Below are 15796 nucleotides of genomic sequence, written 5' to 3'. Positions count from 1 at the left end.
CGTTAGCGCCCGGTTCTGTCGCGGTGTGTTGTTTGTAGAAAATAGGTTGTATAGGTTGTGACGGTCGCCGATCTGGGACTTCCGGGGGACGTCTGGGGGTTGTACTAGCATGTGGCTATGGCTAAGGGCAGGATTCCGGAGCGGGACATCGAAGCAATTCGAGAGCAAACCCCCATCGAAGAGGTAGTGGGGGAGTATGTGCAGCTCAAACCGGGTGGCGTCGATTCCATGAAGGGCCTTAGCCCCTTTAAGGACGAAAAGACTCCCTCGTTCCACGTCCGCCCGAACCACGGCTACTTCCACTGCTTCTCCACCGACCAGGGCGGCGATGTTTTCAAGTTCCTCATGCTGATGGAACACATGTCCTTCCCCGAGGCCGTGGAGGCCTGCGCCGAGCGCATCGGCTACCGCATCAACTACGAGGGCGGCCGGCCCGGCAACCGGGAGGAACCCGGCACGCGGCGCAGGTTAGTCGCCGCGAACAAGGCGGCCTTTGAGTTCTACCGCAAGGAATTTCTTGGTGACGCCGAAGGCGCGGACGTCGCCCGCAACTTCCTTATCGAGCGCGGTTTCACCATGGAACACGCCGAGCAGTTCGGCTGCGGGTATGCGCCCGCCGGGTGGGATCGGCTGACGAAGCACCTGCAGCAGAAGGGTTTTACGTTCAAGGAAATCGAGGCGGCGGGCCTGGGCCGCATGGGTAAGCGTGGCCCGATCGACCGGTTCCACCGCCGCCTTTTGTGGCCGATCCGTTCCGTCAGTGGAGACGTGATCGGCTTCGGTGCCCGCAAGCTCTTCGACGACGACCGTCTGGGCAAGTATCTGAACACGCCGGAGACCATGCTGTACAAGAAGTCGAAGGTGTTGTTCGGCATTGACCAGGCGAAGCGGAATATTGTGGCTAAGCACCAGGCTGTGGTGGTGGAGGGGTACACGGACGTGATGGCCATGCACGCCGCCGGGGTGGATACCGCGGTGGCCGCGTGTGGCACGGCCTTCGGTGCGGAGCACCTGTCGGCCCTGCGGCGGTTCATGTTGGACGACCAGTTCTTCCGGGGCGAGATCATCTACACCTTCGACGGTGACGAGGCCGGACAGAAGGCCGCCATGCGTGCCTTCGAGGGCGACCAGCAGTTCTCGGGACGGAGCTATGTGACGGTCGCGCCGGGCGGGCAGGATCCGTGCGACGTGCGCATCAAGCGCGGCGACGCGGCCGTGCGCGAGCTGGTAGCCTCCCGTATTCCGATGTTCGAGTTCGTGATCCGCACCCTCATCGCGGACTACGATACGGCCAGCATCGACGGGCGCGTGCACGCGCTGCGGCGCATCGTTCCGGTGCTGGCGGGGATTAAGGACGACGCGCTGCGGGACGAGTACGCCCGCCAGGCCGCGGGTTGGGTCGGCTGGGATAACCCGAACGACGTGCTGGATCAGGTGCGCAAGGAGGCGCGGAAGTCCGGCGGGCAGCGGCCGAAGCTGGAGTTGAAGACCGGCGCTGGTCCAGCGGGTGCCGGACGGGCCGGGGCCGGTGCTGGCTCGGCTGGCGCGGGTAGCGCAGGCGCGGGCAGCACAGGCGGCCCGAACCTGCACGTGGTGAAGGGCATGGAGCGCCCGAACCCGAACGACGACTACCTGGAAGGTCCCCGCGAGGTTATGAAGCTGGCTTTGCAGGAACCTCAGCTGGCCTCCACCATCTTCGACCTCATGCCCCCGGAGAGTTTTGTGCATCCGACATACGTGGCGATGGCGGAGGCTGTGGCGTCCTTAGGAGGGGCGGCGAACAGCGATGGCGGGGCCGGATGGATCGAGAAGATCGCGGCGCAGATGAAGGACCCGATGGGGGCGGCGGTGGTCTCCGAGCTGGCGGTGGAGGATCTGCACTGCCTGCCGGAGAGGCTGCCGTACTACGCGGATGCGATCATGGCGCGGATGCAGGAGCGTTGGGTGGGCAGCGAGATCGCGGACATGAAGTCTCGGATGCAGCGCATGCGCCCCGACCTGCAGAAAGAGGAATACAACGCGCTGTTTGCGGATGTGATTGCGTTGGAGAAGTACCGCCGCTCGCTGCACGAGCGGGCCTCGGACTTCGGCGACTTTACGCGCTAGGAAAACCGTTTGGAGAACTACGCGCTAACGCTTCTTCTTAATTCAAACCCTGTAGCGCCACTCGATCGCGGTTCCATCGGTCAGCATAAGTGGCCGAAGTTCGTCATCGTCCCCGACTTCGAATACCTCCGACTAACCAAGTTGGGCGAGGACTCCTGGGCACAAACGTTCACCGTTGACGAGCTACCCGACCGTATTGATCAACTGATCTTCCTCGCTGGACAAGAAACCATCACCACAGACGAAGAGTAAACGTCCCCTCCACACATCCAGGATGATTTCATCCCCCAGTCACCAATTTTCCTTTCAAAGGAAACCTCTGGTGCTACTGTCAGATCTAACCACTCACCGCAGCGAAAGATGACCACCATGGCTCGACCATTGCGCACCATCTCAGCCCTCCTTTTTCCCGCCATCCTCAGCATCGGTTTCGCCCCGGTTGCGCAGACCCAACCTGCTCAGGCACCAACAGTCACTAATGCTCCTACCGATAACAACGCCGATCAAGTTGCGCCCGGACACAGGTTCTCCAATGAATAAACATGGCATCGAGGCAACTATTTCACTAGCTCAGAAAATGGCCGCTACTAGGGGGTGGGATGAAGATAGTGAATACCTCCAGCCACGGGCCGTTCCCATCGCGGACGTAGTTGGAGACTTCATGAAGCCCTCAGAGGATTTCAGCGTGGAACTTAAAGGAACCATCTGGCTCGACACATACTCTGATTCGAAAGCATTTACATTACTAGCTTCGCCCTTAACCAGCCTGTTTGAATACACCATTGAGGGGCGCGATCCCCGTTCAAACCTTGATCTACTCCCGACGCCTTGGTCAAACCCTCACCACGGTTCTACGCAGGGTAACCGCACCTACGTTCCAAGAGGCGATATGCACACTCCGCCCTCGTTGGTGTTCTTCCAAAGACTTCCAATATGGGGGCAGATCAACAGCTCTTCACCAGAACGCCTAGTTCCCACCGAGGCGTGGTATCTACCAATTGGATTTACCATCGTTCGATGCACATCTCTCGATGGTTTCAGTGCAACGGACATGATTATTGACCACTGGGGCCGCTACCTTGTCTTTTATAGGCAAGTCGTCAACGAAGAAAAGGTAGTGGAAATGCGTGTCACCCAAGCGCAGCGTAAACAAGACCCGCGAAACAGTCCTTTAGTTCGCAACTATTAGTCGCTTAAATTCTTTCACCCGCAGGTAGTCCAAAGCACCTCTTTTCAAGTTTCGATTGTTTCGTGATCCGGCGCTTTGCGGCCGTCTCGTGTGGAGGCGCTGTCGCGGTACTACGCCCGCAATGTGTGGCGTGATACACCGAGGAGCTCACCGACTTCCTCGTAGGCGCGTTGCAGTGAGCAGGACTCCAAGCGGACCATTTCGATGATCTGATGGACCGCCTTCTCCTTAAACTCGACGGAATACTTTCTGGGCAAAGTGCCTCATCCTTCCTTACCTGAGGTAGGAACTAAACCCAGGATGATTCAAACGTCCTTACGCACCCCAATAGCCCGGTTGCGGGCAAGGAATACTCGTTCTGTTGTTATAAAACTTATATCCTTGCCATATTGCGCGGTCAGCCTTCGGAGTTTGTCAACGCCCAACCGCGGGCTGCTTCACGGCGCTTCCAGAAGTGCTGATAAATACCAGGAACACCGTAAAGTTCGTCATGTGTCCCCACCTGGCTGACCTGACCATGGCTACCCAGTACCACGATTTGATTCGCAGATTGAATGGTATCAAGTTTGTGGGCAATTACAATGAAGGTAGAGTCTGCGCGCAGGGCTTCCATAGAAGCCAGAATGTTCGCTTCGTTTTCGGCATCAAGGGCTGAGGTAGCCTCGTCGAATATTACGATGGGGGCATTCTTTAGTAGTGCACGGGCTACCGATACCCGCTGGCGCTCGCCACCGGAAAGGAGCCGGCCGCCTTCGCCCACCGGGGATTGCCAACCGAGTCGTCGGGCAATCGGGGTTACACCAGCAAGATCGGCAGCATGATAAACTTCTTCGTCGGTAGCATCGGGGCGGCCAACGCGGATATTGGCGATTAGCGAATCATCGAACAGATAAATGTCTTGGAAAACCATGGATAATTTGGACATTAACTGTTCCGTGCCCAACTGGCGAATGTCAACCCCATCGACGAATACAGTACCGGAATTGACATCCCAGAAGCGGGAAATTAATCGGGCAATGGTGGTCTTACCGGAGCCAGACGGGCCAACAATTGCAGTGACGGTTTGTGGTGGAACCTTAAAACTCACATCGTTTAGCACATTTTTCTTATCGTAGGCGAAGGTAACATTGCTAAGTTCCACACTGCCGGAGCCATCACCTGGGGTTGGTTCTGTCGGCTCTGGCAGGGACGGGGAATCGGTAATCGCCGATGTTTCGACAATGGCCACGCGCCCGACGTCCAGAGCTACATAGGCATTGCCAACCTGCTCCAATGAACGGGTAAACCGCAAACTAATACCGATCACGGCAACGGTTTCTAGTGGTGACATTGCCCCATCGATAGCCAAACTGGCAACTATAGTAATGAACGAGACGATGAATGCCTGTACTACTAAGCCATTGAGTAGCAATGCGAATGTGGATTGCCATAGTTCGCGTACCCGTGCTTTGTGATCGTTTTCTAGTGCTTCGTGGAGTAAACTGAAGTTTTCAGAACGACCTGCCGCGCGAAGTGCCGGTTGGCGACTGGCAAATTCGACGACTCTATTGGAGAGCGCTTTATTCGCTGGAAGTGCCCGATCGGTAGCTTTTTCACGAATCCAACCTGACAGCTGCATGATGGCTAGGGAGAAGGGGGCAATAACCAGAAAGATCAGGCCCAAGCGCGGATTCCAAATCCACGCACCGACCAGTAGCGTAATCAGTGCTGCACCATCACGGAAAATAGTGCCTTGTTGATGGGCGATTACCTCACCGGCAGCCATGTAGCGTTCCGATACTAGGCGAGACAATCCACCTGTTTTCGACGGGCCGAACCATCCGAGGGGAAGGTTAGCGAGTTTATCGCCGATCACCTGGTGAGCAGTGCGTAGAAAGTCCAGCACTGTGTGATAGGAGAACATGGTGGAGAAAAACCGCAGTACAAAGGCTATAACTGCGATGGCTAGCAATGTCCACAGCCAGGGGGTAATAGGGGAGCCGGCAACAAGTGCTTTCGTTAGCGGTACTAGCACGAGGATCGCAAGGCCGTCGAGGAGGCCGATGAGCAAGGATAGGAATATAAACCATTTACTGAGGCGCTGCCCCTGTGGAGTTAGCAATTTGGCTAGGCCACGTAGAAGTAGTGGATCATGCAGACGCGAACGGGTTGACTTCGATGGTGCATTAGACATTGGTAGCCTCCTTGACAGGATCAAGCTCGATTACTTGGTCGGCACCCTTAACGGACTCTGGTTTGTGTGCGATGACCAGCACAGTCTTATCTGCTACAAGTTTGGTTAGCGCCGCTTGAATTTCCGCCTCACAATCGGGATCTGTAGCCGCGGTGGCCTCATCGAGAATCAGGATGACTGGGTCGGCCACAATCGCCCGGGCAATAGAAATGCGTTGTTGTTGACCACCTGATAAGAAAGTTTCGTCGCTGACAATGGTGTCCAGCCCAGCTGGTAACGCGCGAATATCTTCGGCGATGTGTGCGGCCTCTGCGGCTTGCCAAATTAGTTCATCGGAGGCATCGGGCTTAGATAAGCGAATATTATCGCGAATGCTGGTGCGCAGTAGATATGGATCCTGCAGTACGAAGGCAACAGTGCGGTAGAGACTGGCAAAGGTTAACTCGCGAATATCGATACCGTCGATGGTGACCTGGCCGGAATCCGGATCCTGGAACCGCGCCAGCATTGTGGCTGCGGTGGATTTACCAGAACCAGAAGGCCCGATGAGTGCGGTCACGGTGCCGGGTTCCAGTGTTGCGTTGAAGTTATGCAGAACCGGGTGGGTGGAATCATAAGCAAAGCTCACATCGTGGAACGCCACCTTCAAGTCGCGCTTGTCGGTGACTAACTCAGTAGTTCCCTCTTTTACTAGGGGAATGTTCATGACATCATCTAGACGCCGTGCAGCATTACCGGCTAGCTGATAAGCCCACATCATCATACCAACGGTTTGAATAGTCCCTGGAATAATCAATGCGATGAGGGTTGTGGCAATGACCTCTGCCACAGTTACTTTGCCAGCATTGATGAGTAATACACCACCGCCGACATTAATGATGAGGATGACCGGTACGGCAATGACGGATTCAGAAATAGCACTGAAACGCAGCAATGGTTTTACCCACTCGTAGTAAAAATCAGCGAATCGGAATGCTGCATCCCGGTAGCGAGCATGAGCTTTACCAACGGTTCCGAAAGCCTTCACTACAGAAATTCCTTCGGTGAATTCCACGGCAGTGGCAGAAACCTTAGCGAGGAGGTCATCCATTTCGGCGGTTTTGGTTCCCATATCCTTCATGGAATAGGCCTGTATAGCTAGGTAAATGGGTACTGTGGTGATTGAAAGTAAACCCAGTCGCCAATCGAGAATGAAGGCATACACTAATAGTGATAGGGGAGTCACAATCGCAGCGATCCGTTCGACAGGTGCGTGAGCGGTGAGAGTGTGCAAGGTTAATGTGTCATCCTCAACGGCTTTGCGAACCTTACCGGAAGTGGTCTGGCTAAACCATGCCAACGGTGCTTGAGAGATACGATCTACGATCTTGCGCCGGTTAATGCCAACCAGTTTTGCATCTGCTAAGTGGGTGGTGAGAAGCGCTAAAAAGTATAGGAACAACTGCCCCAAAAAAGCAGTAATAAGCCACTGCGCGATTTTTCTGACATGGACCACATCTCCATCAAACAGTGCATTGCCCATTGCTACTAGTGCAACATAAGGCGCCACGGCGAGTACTGAGGACAGTAATGCGAGGAATTGTGCACCATAAATTATTGGTTGCACGGGGGAGAGGAGTTTCTTCAGGGCGGCTTGGCCAGCTTTATACCTATCGCGGGCAGCATCAGCCAAGGAAGAATTCTGTTTTTCTTCTTTTACATTGTCCATGTCAGATATTGCTTTCTATTGTTTCGTTGTCATCATTCATGTCAATGATTCGGGTTGCAGATTCGCTAGTGTACTAAAGGTAGCCTAACCTTATCTTTCTCTTGTTTTGTGTGCAAGGGCCTGGCCCCCGATGCGTCTACTATCCGGGGGTCAGGCCCGAAGTCAGCGACCCACCACTGATCAGGTCGCTGAGCCTGGGACCAGGCCCGTTGAATACGATCCGGGAAACGCTGCGCGGTGGGATCAGCAATGGTGGTACGCGTGGTCTTACGTCGGAGCACCCCCGCGATTCCAAGGATCTTCATAAGGTGCTGCACCTGGTCACGGCCGATGTTCCAACCAGCCCGGTGGGCGGCTTTCCATAGTTTGCGTCGCCCGTAGACCCGCCGATTAGCCACCCATAGCTCAAACAGCCGGTGCGCGGCATACGCCTCGTCTAGCTCAGCGGCGGTGGGACCGAAACCACGGGACTGGAAGCGGTAAAACGTTGCAGGTGAAATGGTGTATTCATGCTCGTTGAGCACGCGGCATGCCCGCTCGATGGAATACAGGTGCCGGTGAGTGTGGAGGAAATCTACAATCACTTCAGTTTGCGGTCGAGCTCCGCCTGAGCGAAAAAAGCTGAGGCCAGTTTCAAAATTTCATTGGCTTCTTTAAGCCTGGCGTTTTCTTTGCGCAGGGTGATAAGTTCCGCGTCTTTTTCTGCAGCGGATTGCTCAACGGCCACGACTGTCTTCTTCTCTTCCACACGTACCCAGTTGCGGATAGTGGATGTTTTGATACCGATGACCGCTTCGACGGCGCGAAGCGCGGCTGCCTTGGATTCGGCACCGTCAGCAAGCTCCTCGAAATTGAAGCGTCCTGGGATTAGTTCCTACCTCAGCTAAGGAAGGATTGAACTATGCCTAGAAAGTATTCCGTTGAGTTCAAGGAGAAGGCGGTCCATCAGATCATCGAAATGGTCCGCCTGGAGTCCTGCTCACTGCAACGTGCCTACACGGAAGTCGGTGAGCTGCTTGGAGTATCTCACCACACGTTGCGGGCTTGGTACCGTGACAGCGCTTCAGCACGTGATGACTCTGACGCGTCAGGCGGCGAAACAATGGAAGAAGAGCTCAAGCGTCTGCGCCGAGAAAACCGCGAACTAAAAAGAGCAAACGGGATTCTCAAGACTGCTTCGGCTTTTTTCGCAGCGGAACTCGACCGACCCACGACCAAATGATCTCCTACATCGACACATATAAAGATCAGTTTGGGGTCGAGGCCATCTGCCGAGTCCTTAAACAAGCAGATCGTGGATTCATCACCTCACGCGGCTACCGCAAAGCCACCACACGTGTTCCCAGCGCAAGGGCCTTAAGCGACAGCCTGCTCATCCCAGAGATACAACGTGTGCATGCGCAGAATTTCTCGGTCTACGGCATCCGCAAAATGTGGCACGCGATGAACCGTGAAGGCCTTCATATCGGCCGCGACAAAAACGCTCGATTAATGAAACTAGCAGGTGTTTGCGGCCGCAGACGTGGACGAACCCCCGTGACAACGACTAGCCCGAAGGCACCGGATCATCGCCCAGACCTAGTACAGCGAAACTTCCGTGCACAAGCACCAGGAAGGCTGTGGGTTGCCGACATTACTTACGTTCGCACCCTGTCAGGATTCGCCTACACCGCGTTTGTCGTGGATGTCTACAGCCGAAAGATTGTTGGTGTTGCTACACGCTCGACGATGCGTACCGATGCGCTGCCCATGGAGGCTTTGGAGCATGCGTTAACGACTGCAGGGCGAATCCATGGAAACCAACTGATTCACCATAGCGATCGGGGCAGCCAGTACGTGTCACTGAAGTATTCCACCGCTCTCGCCGAATCCGGCCGAGTGTCGGAACAGTCGGAGATTCTTATGACAATGCTCTAGCTGAGACCGTCAACGGTCTCTACAAGGCGGAACTGATTCATGCCCAAGGCCCGTGGACATCGGTCGGAGAAGTCGAACTGGCCACCTTGCGGTGGGTGCATTGGTGGAACACTAAGCGGCTTCACGAAGCTTTGGACTACGCCACCCCACAGGAAGTAGAAACCGAGTACTATCTCACCCAGCCCATCAACACAGGGGCATAAAAGAAGCGGAACTAATCCCAGGGCGCTTCAGTTCGCCGCACACAGCGATAGTTCCTACTTTCTCGTAATTGCGTAGGAGGTATCGTACCCACAAGCCGTGTTCATTTAAAGGGGTTCTTTGGCGCCCTCTTGGGCGATTCAATGCGGTCATTTGGGTGCGCATCATCCGCCTCGACGATGGTGTGGCCCTCGCCTAGGGAATCGCGGGTGGAGCGGTTCAGGTCGCGCACCTCGTGCATGCGCGGCTCCGGATCCAGGCGGTTGGCCAGAGCCTTACGGCCGGAACGCACAACGGCCTTGGTGATGTCCGAGTTCACTGCGGACTGGTAGCCGCGGCGGATCTGCTCATAGCGGCGGCGGCCGGCCTTCGTGCCCATCAGGTAACCCGCGGCGGCTCCGACGACGAGCTGAATCATGGTGGCTCCTTGGTTTCTTGCCTTGGTTGCTGCATTAATGCCGTTAGTGCCCCAATCCTACGCGAAGCTCCCGACGGCGCCGAACGGGGTGCTGGGCCCGACACCGCCCAGCGCTGCCTGGTGCTGGGCCCGACGCCGCCCAGCTCTGGCCGGCTGCCGCTTTTCTGAACCGCCCGTACAGTGGGTGACATGACTACCACTGTGAAAGCTGTAATTTCCCGCGCAAAGAACGACCCCGTCGAGCTGACCGACATCGTGATCCCCGACCCGGGCGATAACGACGTGATCGTCCGCATCCAGGCCTGCGGCGTGTGCCACACCGACCTGGCCTACCGCGATGGCGGCATTACGGACGACTACCCGTTCCTGCTGGGCCACGAGGCCGCTGGCGTGGTCGAGCAGGTGGGCGACCGCGTGACCCACGTGGAGGTCGGCGACTATGTGGTGCTGAACTGGCGCGCCGTGTGTGGCCAGTGCCGCGCCTGCAAGAAGGGCGAGCCGAAGTACTGCTTCGATACCCACAATGCCTCGAAGAAGATGACCCTCACCGACGGCACCGAGCTGGAGGCCGCCCTGGGCATCGGCGCTTTCGCTGAAAAGACGCTGGTCCACGAAGGCCAGTGCACCAAGGTGAACTCCGACGCCGACCCTGCGGTCGCGGGTCTGCTGGGATGTGGCGTCATGGCCGGTCTCGGCGCCGCAGTGAACACCGGTGAGGTCAAGCGCGGCGAGTCCATCGCCGTCATCGGCGTAGGCGGCGTGGGCATGGCCGCGATCGCAGGTGCGGCCGTTGCGGGTGCGACGAAGATCATTGCTATCGATATTTCTGACGCCAAGCTCGCCCGCGCCAAGGAGGAGTTCGGCGCTACCCACACGATCAACAGCTCGGGGCTTTCGGATGATGAGCTGGTGGAGAAGGTCCAGGAGATCAACGGCGGATTCGGCGTGGACGTGGCGGTGGACGCCGTGGGGCTGCCGCAGACGTACAAGCAGGCTTTCTACGTGCGCGACCTGGCTGGCCGTGTGGTGCTGGTGGGCGTGCCGACCCCGGACATGACCCTGGAGCTGCCATTCCTGGACGTTTTCAGTCACGGCGGTGCGCTGAAGTCCTCCTGGTACGGCGACTGCCTGCCGGAGCGCGACTTCCCGATGTATGTGGACCTGTACCAGGAGGGCCGATTCCCGCTGGATCGCTTCGTGGACGAGCGCATCGGCATCGATGGCGTGGAAGAGGCGTTCGAGAAGATGAAGCAGGGCGAGGTTCTGCGCTCCGTGGTGGAGTTTAAGTAGGCAGGCTGGGGGCGTAGGCCCGAAAGAAAGTTTGGCCCAAGAGTTAGAAGAGGAAGCATGAGCGAGCACAAGTTTGATAACCCGCAGATCGAGCAGTTCGAGACCTCCGGCAAGTTCCGCCTGGATGGCGGCGAGTGGGACGTAGACAACAACGTCTACTTGCTGGTCAACGATGACAAGTGCATCGTGGTGGATCCGGCGCACGACGCGCAGGCGGTGATCGACCACGTGGGGGATCGCACCGTGGAGGCAATCCTGCTGACCCATGCGCACAACGACCACTGCGAGCTGGCCCCGGAACTGGCAGAGAAGTGGGGAGTGAAGGTCTACCTGCACGAGGACGACCGGATGCTGTGGGAGGAATCCAACGGCGACGCGCCGTTCACCCCGATCGACGTAGAGGATCCGCGCTGGGCGGACTGGGGTGTGCGCCTGTACCACACGCCGGGCCACTCGCCGGGCTGCATCGTGGTGGAGGTTCCGGGACAGCATGCGCTGCTGTCCGGGGACACGCTGTTCAACGGTGGCCCGGGCGCGACGGGACGGAAGTACTCCAGCTTCCCGACGATTATCGAGTCCCTGCAGTCCACGGTGTTCATCCTGCCGCACGACTTGAAGGTGTACCCCGGCCATGGTGACACCACCACGGTGGGTGCCGAGGCAGCGCGCATCGAGGAGTACATCGAACGTGGATACTGATACCCCCTAGGGGTATACTGGGGGGTATGGCTGTAATAGATCTCGACATCACGGGCATGACCTGCGCCTCCTGCGCTAATCGCATCGAAAAGAAGCTGAACAAGCAGGAGGGCGTGACCGCCACCGTCAACTACGCCACGGAAAAGGCGCACATTGAAACGGGGGAGGGGGCGGCCGCCGACGCGGACTCCTACATCGCCATCGTGGAGAAACTCGGCTACGGCGGCAGCGTGCCCGCACCGGAGAAGCCCGCCGGCGACGACCCCGCCGCCAAGGAACTGCGCGGCCTGAAGCGCCGCCTAGTGGTCGCCATAGCGTTGGCCACCCCGGTGATCCTGCTGGCGATGATCCCGCCGCTGCAGTTCGACTACTGGCAGTGGGTCAGCTTCGCCCTGGCCACTCCCGTGATCCTGTGGGCGGGCTGGCCTTTCCACAAGGCCACGTGGGTAAACCTGAAGCACGGTGCGGCGACGATGGATACCCTCATCACCGTCGGCACCTCGGCGGCCTATCTGTGGTCGCTGTATGCCCTGTTCTTCGGTCATGCGGGTGAGCCCGGCATGCGCCACGGCTGGTCCATCCTGAACCATGCGGGCGACCCGATGGGGGACATCTACTTCGAGGTTGCCGCGGGCGTGGTGACGTTCGTGCTGGCGGGGCGGTACTTCGAGAAGCGCTCCAAGCAGCGTGCTGGGGACGCCATCCGCGCGCTGACGGACATGGGCGCTAAGCAGGTCACCGTGTTGCGGGATGGCACGGAAACATTGCTACCCATCGAGCAGCTGCAGATCGGCGACCGCTTCCTGGCCCGCCCGGGCGAGAAGATCGCCACGGACGGCCGCATCCTGGACGGCACGTCTGCCATTGATCAGTCCATGCTCACCGGCGAGTCCGTCCCTGTCGACGTTGGCCCCGGCGATGAGGTCACGGGTGCCACCATCAACACCTCCGGTCGCCTAGTGGTGGAGGCCACCCACGTGGGCTCGCAGACGAAACTCGCGCAGATGGCCAAGCTGATCGACGAGGCCCAGTCCGGCAAGGCCGACGTACAGCGCCTGGCCGATAAGGTCTCCGGCATTTTCGTTCCGGTCGTCATCGCGATTGCGCTGCTTACGCTGCTGTTCGCGGGCTTTAGCAATGCGGTCGCGGTGCTGATTATCGCGTGCCCCTGCGCCCTTGGTTTAGCGACGCCCACAGCCCTGCTGGTTGGCACGGGTCGCGGGGCCGAACAGGGCATTCTGATTCGCGGACCCGAGGTTTTGGAGGGCGCGCATGCCATCACCACCGTTGTGATGGATAAGACCGGCACGGTGACGACAGGCACAATGCGGGTAGTCGATGTGCAGCCAGCAGACGGCAATCGCGAGGATGTTCTGCGCGCCGCGGCTGCGGTCGAGGCGTACTCGGAGCACCCCATCGGCCGGGCTATTGCAGAGGCCGGCCGGGAGGAGTTCGGCGGCCTGCCGGAAGTCACCGGCTTTAGAAATCTGCCTGGACACGGCGTGGAGGGGACCGTCGAGGGCCAGGTGATACGGGTTGGCCGTGGGGACGAGGGGGCGTCCACAAATAAGGCAACCACAGTCAAGGTGAGCGCGGATGGGCGGGCGATCGGCACCATCAGCGTGGCCGATACGGTGCGCCCCACCAGTGCCGAAGCGGTGCGGAAGATGCATGAGATGGGCCTGAAGACCGTGCTGCTGACCGGCGATAATCAGCAGGTGGCGGACGCCGTGGCGCGTGAGGTTGGCATCGACGAGGTGATCGCCGGGGTGATGCCGGAAGACAAGGTGGCGCACATCCGCTCGTTGGAGAACGTGGCGATGGTCGGCGACGGCGTGAACGACGCGGCGGCGCTGGCGAGCGCGGATCTGGGCATCGCGATGGGTTCCGGCACGGACGCGGCGATCGAGGCGGCGGACATTACCGTGATGCGCGATGACCTGCTGGCGGTGGCGGATGCGCTGCGGCTGGCACGCAAGACGCTGCGGACGATCAAGGTGAACCTGTTCTGGGCGTTTGCCTACAACGTGGCGGCGATCCCGCTGGCCGCATTCGGGCTGCTGAACCCGATGTTGGCCGGGGCGGCGATGGCGCTGTCCAGCGTGTTTGTGGTGAGCAACAGCCTGCGGTTGAAAGGATTCAAATAATGCACGGGTACTTGAGTGATAAGGATCGCTACCTGGCGCGGCTGAAGCGGATCGAGGGGCAGGTGCGCGGGCTGCAGCGGATGGTGGATGAGGAGCAGTATTGCATCGACATCCTCACGCAGGTCAGCGCGCTGCAGTCTGCGCTGAAGGGCGTGGCGCTGGGGTTGTTGGACGACCACATGAACCACTGCGTCCGGCACGCCGCGGAGGCCGGGGGAGAGGAAGCCGAGGAAAAACTGGCGGAGGTATCCCAGGCCGTGAAACGGCTGGTTCGGTAGGTTGCTGGGCTGCGGGGCGCAGGGGTTAGCAGGGGGCAGGGGACTACATGTTGTCCACGCCGTACTGGGCCTGTTCCGGGGTGAAGCCCTCAAAGATCAGCTGGTCGTACAGGCCGCTGTCAGACATCGCTAGGCCGGACTCGTCGTACTGGCGAGCCATTTTGACTGCCTGCTCGTTCCAATCGACCTCGATATTCTGCATGGCGTAGTCGATCGCGTCCGGCGGGAAGCCTTCGAAGTCCAGCTGTTTGCGGAGCCCCTCGTCGGAGAATGCCATCGTGTCGAGGTAGTTCTTGGCCGAGCGCAGGGCGTTTCGCTGCTCGCGGGTTACATTTCCGGAATCGTTGGAATCTTCTTCTGGCTTTTCTTCCTCAGCTGGTGCAGGGTTCGGTTCTTCAGCCGGAGCGGGGTCCACTTCCTCGGTGGCCTGCTCGTTCTCAGCGGACGTTTCCTCAGGTGCGGAGGATTCAGAGCTTGAACTGCTAGAAGTCGAGGAGGCAGAGTTGTCTTCTTCGCTGCCACCCATGGCTGCGGCGATTATGACGAGAACAACCAACACGCCGATCACGATGAGGGCAAGCTTGCCCTTGCCCATCTTCTTCTTCTGGGGTGGTTGGGGTGCAGGCCAGCTATTCTGGTTTCCGTAGGGGTTGGCTTGTGGGGCCGGCTGTGGAGCAGTCATCTCTTGATCCTTAAGCGTCAGTGGTTGTAGGCATGTAGCCAGCTGCAGAGTAAAAGAACCCTGTTAGCATTTCGTATAGCTTAAATAACCTTTGGAAAACTACCTATACACTTAAGGTAAGTCACCCCTTTTCTGGGTTAAATATCAGGTTTCGAGGGTGGTAGGGGGAGGGGTTAGTGGCCGGCTACAGGCGGTCGATCGCGTACTGAGCCTGCTCCTCGGTGAAACCGGAGTTAGTCTTTAGTATCTCGAGTAGCTGATCCTCGGGCAAGGGGGAGCCGGACTCGTTGAGCTTGCGCGCGCAGTTGAGGGCCTGCTGGTTCCAGTCGGGATCGAGCTTGTTGATGGCCGTGGTGATCTGATCGTCGGAGTAGCCCTGCAGCTGCAGGTTCTCGCGCAGACCCTTTTCGGAGAGGTTGAATTTGAGGGCGGTCATGGCGGCATCGTTGGCTTGCCGCTGGGTTTTGGGAGCGTCGGTTGGCTGGGCGATGGCCGTGCTCTCAGTGGATTCCATGGCGGTGCTGCCGGTGGCCTCGCTTTCGGATGTGGAATATTGGTTGAGCTCGCTTTGTGGGGCGTTGGATGCCTTGACAGGCGCGTTGGCCGGCTCCGTGGCCGAAGTGCTGGCTGGGCGCTGATGTGCGGAGGCTGCGGCGGGCTGCGGGTTGATTCCGCGACCGTAGTCTTTGTTGTTGGCTACATACCAAATCGCTGCGACGAGGAGGCCGACCAGGACGATGGCGCCGATGAAGATCAGTGCGAGGCGGCCGTTGATGGGGTCTTGGAGGGCGTCTTTCTGAGGATCTGCGTGGGAGTCTCTCTGAGGAGTGTTGTCGGGGGAGGGCATCTAACAAAAGTCCTGGTACTCGTTGCTGGGTGCGTGTTGGGTACTTGCGGGTGACGTGCGCGGCGCCTGTAGGGAAGGCGAAGGCACAAAGCCCGGTCGTAGTAGTAGATGAACTAGCCCCCGAAAGTTGGACTGGTTTAA

At 58.5% G+C, this 15796-nt stretch carries 14 protein-coding genes and 2 pseudogenes; 8 read left to right on the top strand and 8 right to left on the bottom strand.

What is annotated here, in order from left to right:
- Nucleotides 1–117 precede the first annotated feature (117 nt).
- The 3 genes from dnaG to HMPREF3166_RS10065 all read left to right on the top strand — a co-directional run bounded on the left by dnaG (nucleotide 118) and on the right by HMPREF3166_RS10065 (nucleotide 3295).
- Nucleotides 118–2106, top strand: a complete 1989-nt coding sequence (gene dnaG / locus HMPREF3166_RS01135) for a DNA primase (RefSeq protein ID WP_070487302.1) — start codon at nucleotides 118–120, stop codon at nucleotides 2104–2106.
- A gap of 9 nt (nucleotides 2107–2115) precedes the next feature.
- Nucleotides 2116–2358 (top strand): type IIL restriction-modification enzyme MmeI, encoded by a 243-nt coding sequence (locus HMPREF3166_RS01130; protein ID WP_005296277.1) that lies wholly within the window; start codon nucleotides 2116–2118, stop codon nucleotides 2356–2358.
- 280 nt (nucleotides 2359–2638) lie between these two features.
- A complete protein-coding gene (locus HMPREF3166_RS10065) occupies nucleotides 2639–3295 on the top strand; it encodes a hypothetical protein (RefSeq protein WP_005296276.1) in 657 nt (218 codons plus the stop codon).
- Nucleotides 3296–3408: 113 nt separating this feature from the next.
- Here the strand turns inward: HMPREF3166_RS10065 and HMPREF3166_RS10060 are convergent.
- The 5 genes and pseudogenes from HMPREF3166_RS10060 to HMPREF3166_RS10255 all read right to left on the bottom strand — a co-directional run.
- Nucleotides 3409–3552: pseudogene (locus tag HMPREF3166_RS10060) on the bottom strand (IS3 family transposase); the annotation flags it as partial.
- 140 nt (nucleotides 3553–3692) lie between these two features.
- Nucleotides 3693–5468 carry an ABC transporter ATP-binding protein gene (locus tag HMPREF3166_RS01120; RefSeq protein WP_035011239.1) on the bottom strand — a complete coding sequence of 592 codons (1776 nt, stop codon included), beginning with the start codon at nucleotides 5466–5468 and terminating at the stop codon, nucleotides 3693–3695.
- Nucleotides 5461–7176, bottom strand: coding sequence for an ABC transporter ATP-binding protein (locus HMPREF3166_RS01115; RefSeq protein ID WP_070487301.1), 1716 nt, complete (start codon nucleotides 7174–7176; stop codon nucleotides 5461–5463). The genes HMPREF3166_RS01120 and HMPREF3166_RS01115 overlap by 8 nt, the downstream gene beginning before the upstream one ends.
- Before the next feature lie 65 nt (nucleotides 7177–7241).
- Entirely contained in the window at nucleotides 7242–7700 is a 459-nt protein-coding gene (locus tag HMPREF3166_RS01110; protein ID WP_256365730.1) for an IS3 family transposase, read from the bottom strand.
- 56 nt (nucleotides 7701–7756) lie between these two features.
- The gene (locus HMPREF3166_RS10255) at nucleotides 7757–7924 is read right to left on the bottom strand and encodes a transposase (RefSeq protein WP_005296265.1); all 168 of its coding nucleotides are present in this window, start codon (nucleotides 7922–7924) and stop codon (nucleotides 7757–7759) included.
- 153 nt (nucleotides 7925–8077) lie between these two features.
- On the opposite strand from HMPREF3166_RS10255, the pseudogene HMPREF3166_RS10055 reads away from it, so the two are divergent.
- Nucleotides 8078–9296: pseudogene (locus tag HMPREF3166_RS10055) on the top strand (IS3 family transposase).
- Nucleotides 9297–9397: 101 nt separating this feature from the next.
- On the opposite strand, the gene HMPREF3166_RS01090 reads toward HMPREF3166_RS10055, so the two are convergent.
- The gene (locus tag HMPREF3166_RS01090; RefSeq protein WP_005296256.1) at nucleotides 9398–9712 is read right to left on the bottom strand and encodes a hypothetical protein; all 315 of its coding nucleotides are present in this window, start codon (nucleotides 9710–9712) and stop codon (nucleotides 9398–9400) included.
- 189 nt (nucleotides 9713–9901) lie between these two features.
- On the opposite strand from HMPREF3166_RS01090, the gene HMPREF3166_RS01085 reads away from it, so the two are divergent.
- Genes HMPREF3166_RS01085 through HMPREF3166_RS01070 form a run of 4 tightly spaced genes read left to right on the top strand, consistent with a single transcriptional unit; the run spans nucleotide 9902 to nucleotide 14126 of the window.
- Entirely contained in the window at nucleotides 9902–11002 is a 1101-nt protein-coding gene (locus tag HMPREF3166_RS01085; protein ID WP_070487297.1) for an S-(hydroxymethyl)mycothiol dehydrogenase, read from the top strand.
- 57 nt (nucleotides 11003–11059) lie between these two features.
- Nucleotides 11060–11701, top strand: a complete 642-nt coding sequence (locus HMPREF3166_RS01080) for an MBL fold metallo-hydrolase (RefSeq protein WP_070487296.1) — start codon at nucleotides 11060–11062, stop codon at nucleotides 11699–11701.
- 26 nt (nucleotides 11702–11727) lie between these two features.
- Nucleotides 11728–13848, top strand: coding sequence for a heavy metal translocating P-type ATPase (locus HMPREF3166_RS01075; RefSeq protein WP_070487295.1), 2121 nt, complete (start codon nucleotides 11728–11730; stop codon nucleotides 13846–13848).
- Complete coding sequence (locus HMPREF3166_RS01070) at nucleotides 13848–14126, top strand: metal-sensitive transcriptional regulator (protein ID WP_070487294.1); 279 nt, start codon at nucleotides 13848–13850, stop codon at nucleotides 14124–14126. The genes HMPREF3166_RS01075 and HMPREF3166_RS01070 overlap by 1 nt, the downstream gene beginning before the upstream one ends.
- Nucleotides 14127–14169: 43 nt before the next feature.
- Here HMPREF3166_RS01070 and HMPREF3166_RS01065 read toward each other — a convergent pair whose 3' ends face one another.
- Complete coding sequence (locus tag HMPREF3166_RS01065; RefSeq protein ID WP_083293778.1) at nucleotides 14170–14808, bottom strand: Ltp family lipoprotein; 639 nt, start codon at nucleotides 14806–14808, stop codon at nucleotides 14170–14172.
- A gap of 184 nt (nucleotides 14809–14992) precedes the next feature.
- Nucleotides 14993–15655: an Ltp family lipoprotein gene (locus HMPREF3166_RS01060; RefSeq protein ID WP_070487292.1), complete on the bottom strand. Its 663-nt coding sequence runs from the start codon at nucleotides 15653–15655 to the stop codon at nucleotides 14993–14995.
- Nucleotides 15656–15796 lie beyond the last annotated feature (141 nt).

Source organism: Corynebacterium sp. HMSC08A12, assembly GCF_001807485.1.
In the GTDB taxonomy this organism is placed as follows: domain Bacteria; phylum Actinomycetota; class Actinomycetes; order Mycobacteriales; family Mycobacteriaceae; genus Corynebacterium; species Corynebacterium evansiae.
This window is presented reverse-complemented; position numbering and strand designations above follow the sequence as displayed.

Bases quoted from the DNA above. Each gene is read 5' to 3' on its own strand.
- HMPREF3166_RS01060 (WP_070487292.1), bottom strand. From the start codon at position 15,655: ATGCCCTCCCCCGACAACACTCCTCAGAGAGACTCCCACGCAGATCCT.
- HMPREF3166_RS01120 (WP_035011239.1), bottom strand. From the start codon at position 5,468: ATGTCTAATGCACCATCGAAGTCAACCCGTTCGCGTCTGCATGATCCA.
- HMPREF3166_RS01080 (WP_070487296.1), top strand. From the start codon at position 11,060: ATGAGCGAGCACAAGTTTGATAACCCGCAGATCGAGCAGTTCGAGACC.
- HMPREF3166_RS01075 (WP_070487295.1), top strand. From the start codon at position 11,728: ATGGCTGTAATAGATCTCGACATCACGGGCATGACCTGCGCCTCCTGC.
- HMPREF3166_RS01090 (WP_005296256.1), bottom strand. From the start codon at position 9,712: ATGATTCAGCTCGTCGTCGGAGCCGCCGCGGGTTACCTGATGGGCACG.
- HMPREF3166_RS01085 (WP_070487297.1), top strand. From the start codon at position 9,902: ATGACTACCACTGTGAAAGCTGTAATTTCCCGCGCAAAGAACGACCCC.
- HMPREF3166_RS01065 (WP_083293778.1), bottom strand. From the start codon at position 14,808: ATGACTGCTCCACAGCCGGCCCCACAAGCCAACCCCTACGGAAACCAG.
- HMPREF3166_RS01070 (WP_070487294.1), top strand. From the start codon at position 13,848: ATGCACGGGTACTTGAGTGATAAGGATCGCTACCTGGCGCGGCTGAAG.
- HMPREF3166_RS10065 (WP_005296276.1), top strand. From the start codon at position 2,639: ATGAATAAACATGGCATCGAGGCAACTATTTCACTAGCTCAGAAAATG.
- dnaG (WP_070487302.1), top strand. From the start codon at position 118: ATGGCTAAGGGCAGGATTCCGGAGCGGGACATCGAAGCAATTCGAGAG.
- HMPREF3166_RS01115 (WP_070487301.1), bottom strand. From the start codon at position 7,176: ATGGACAATGTAAAAGAAGAAAAACAGAATTCTTCCTTGGCTGATGCT.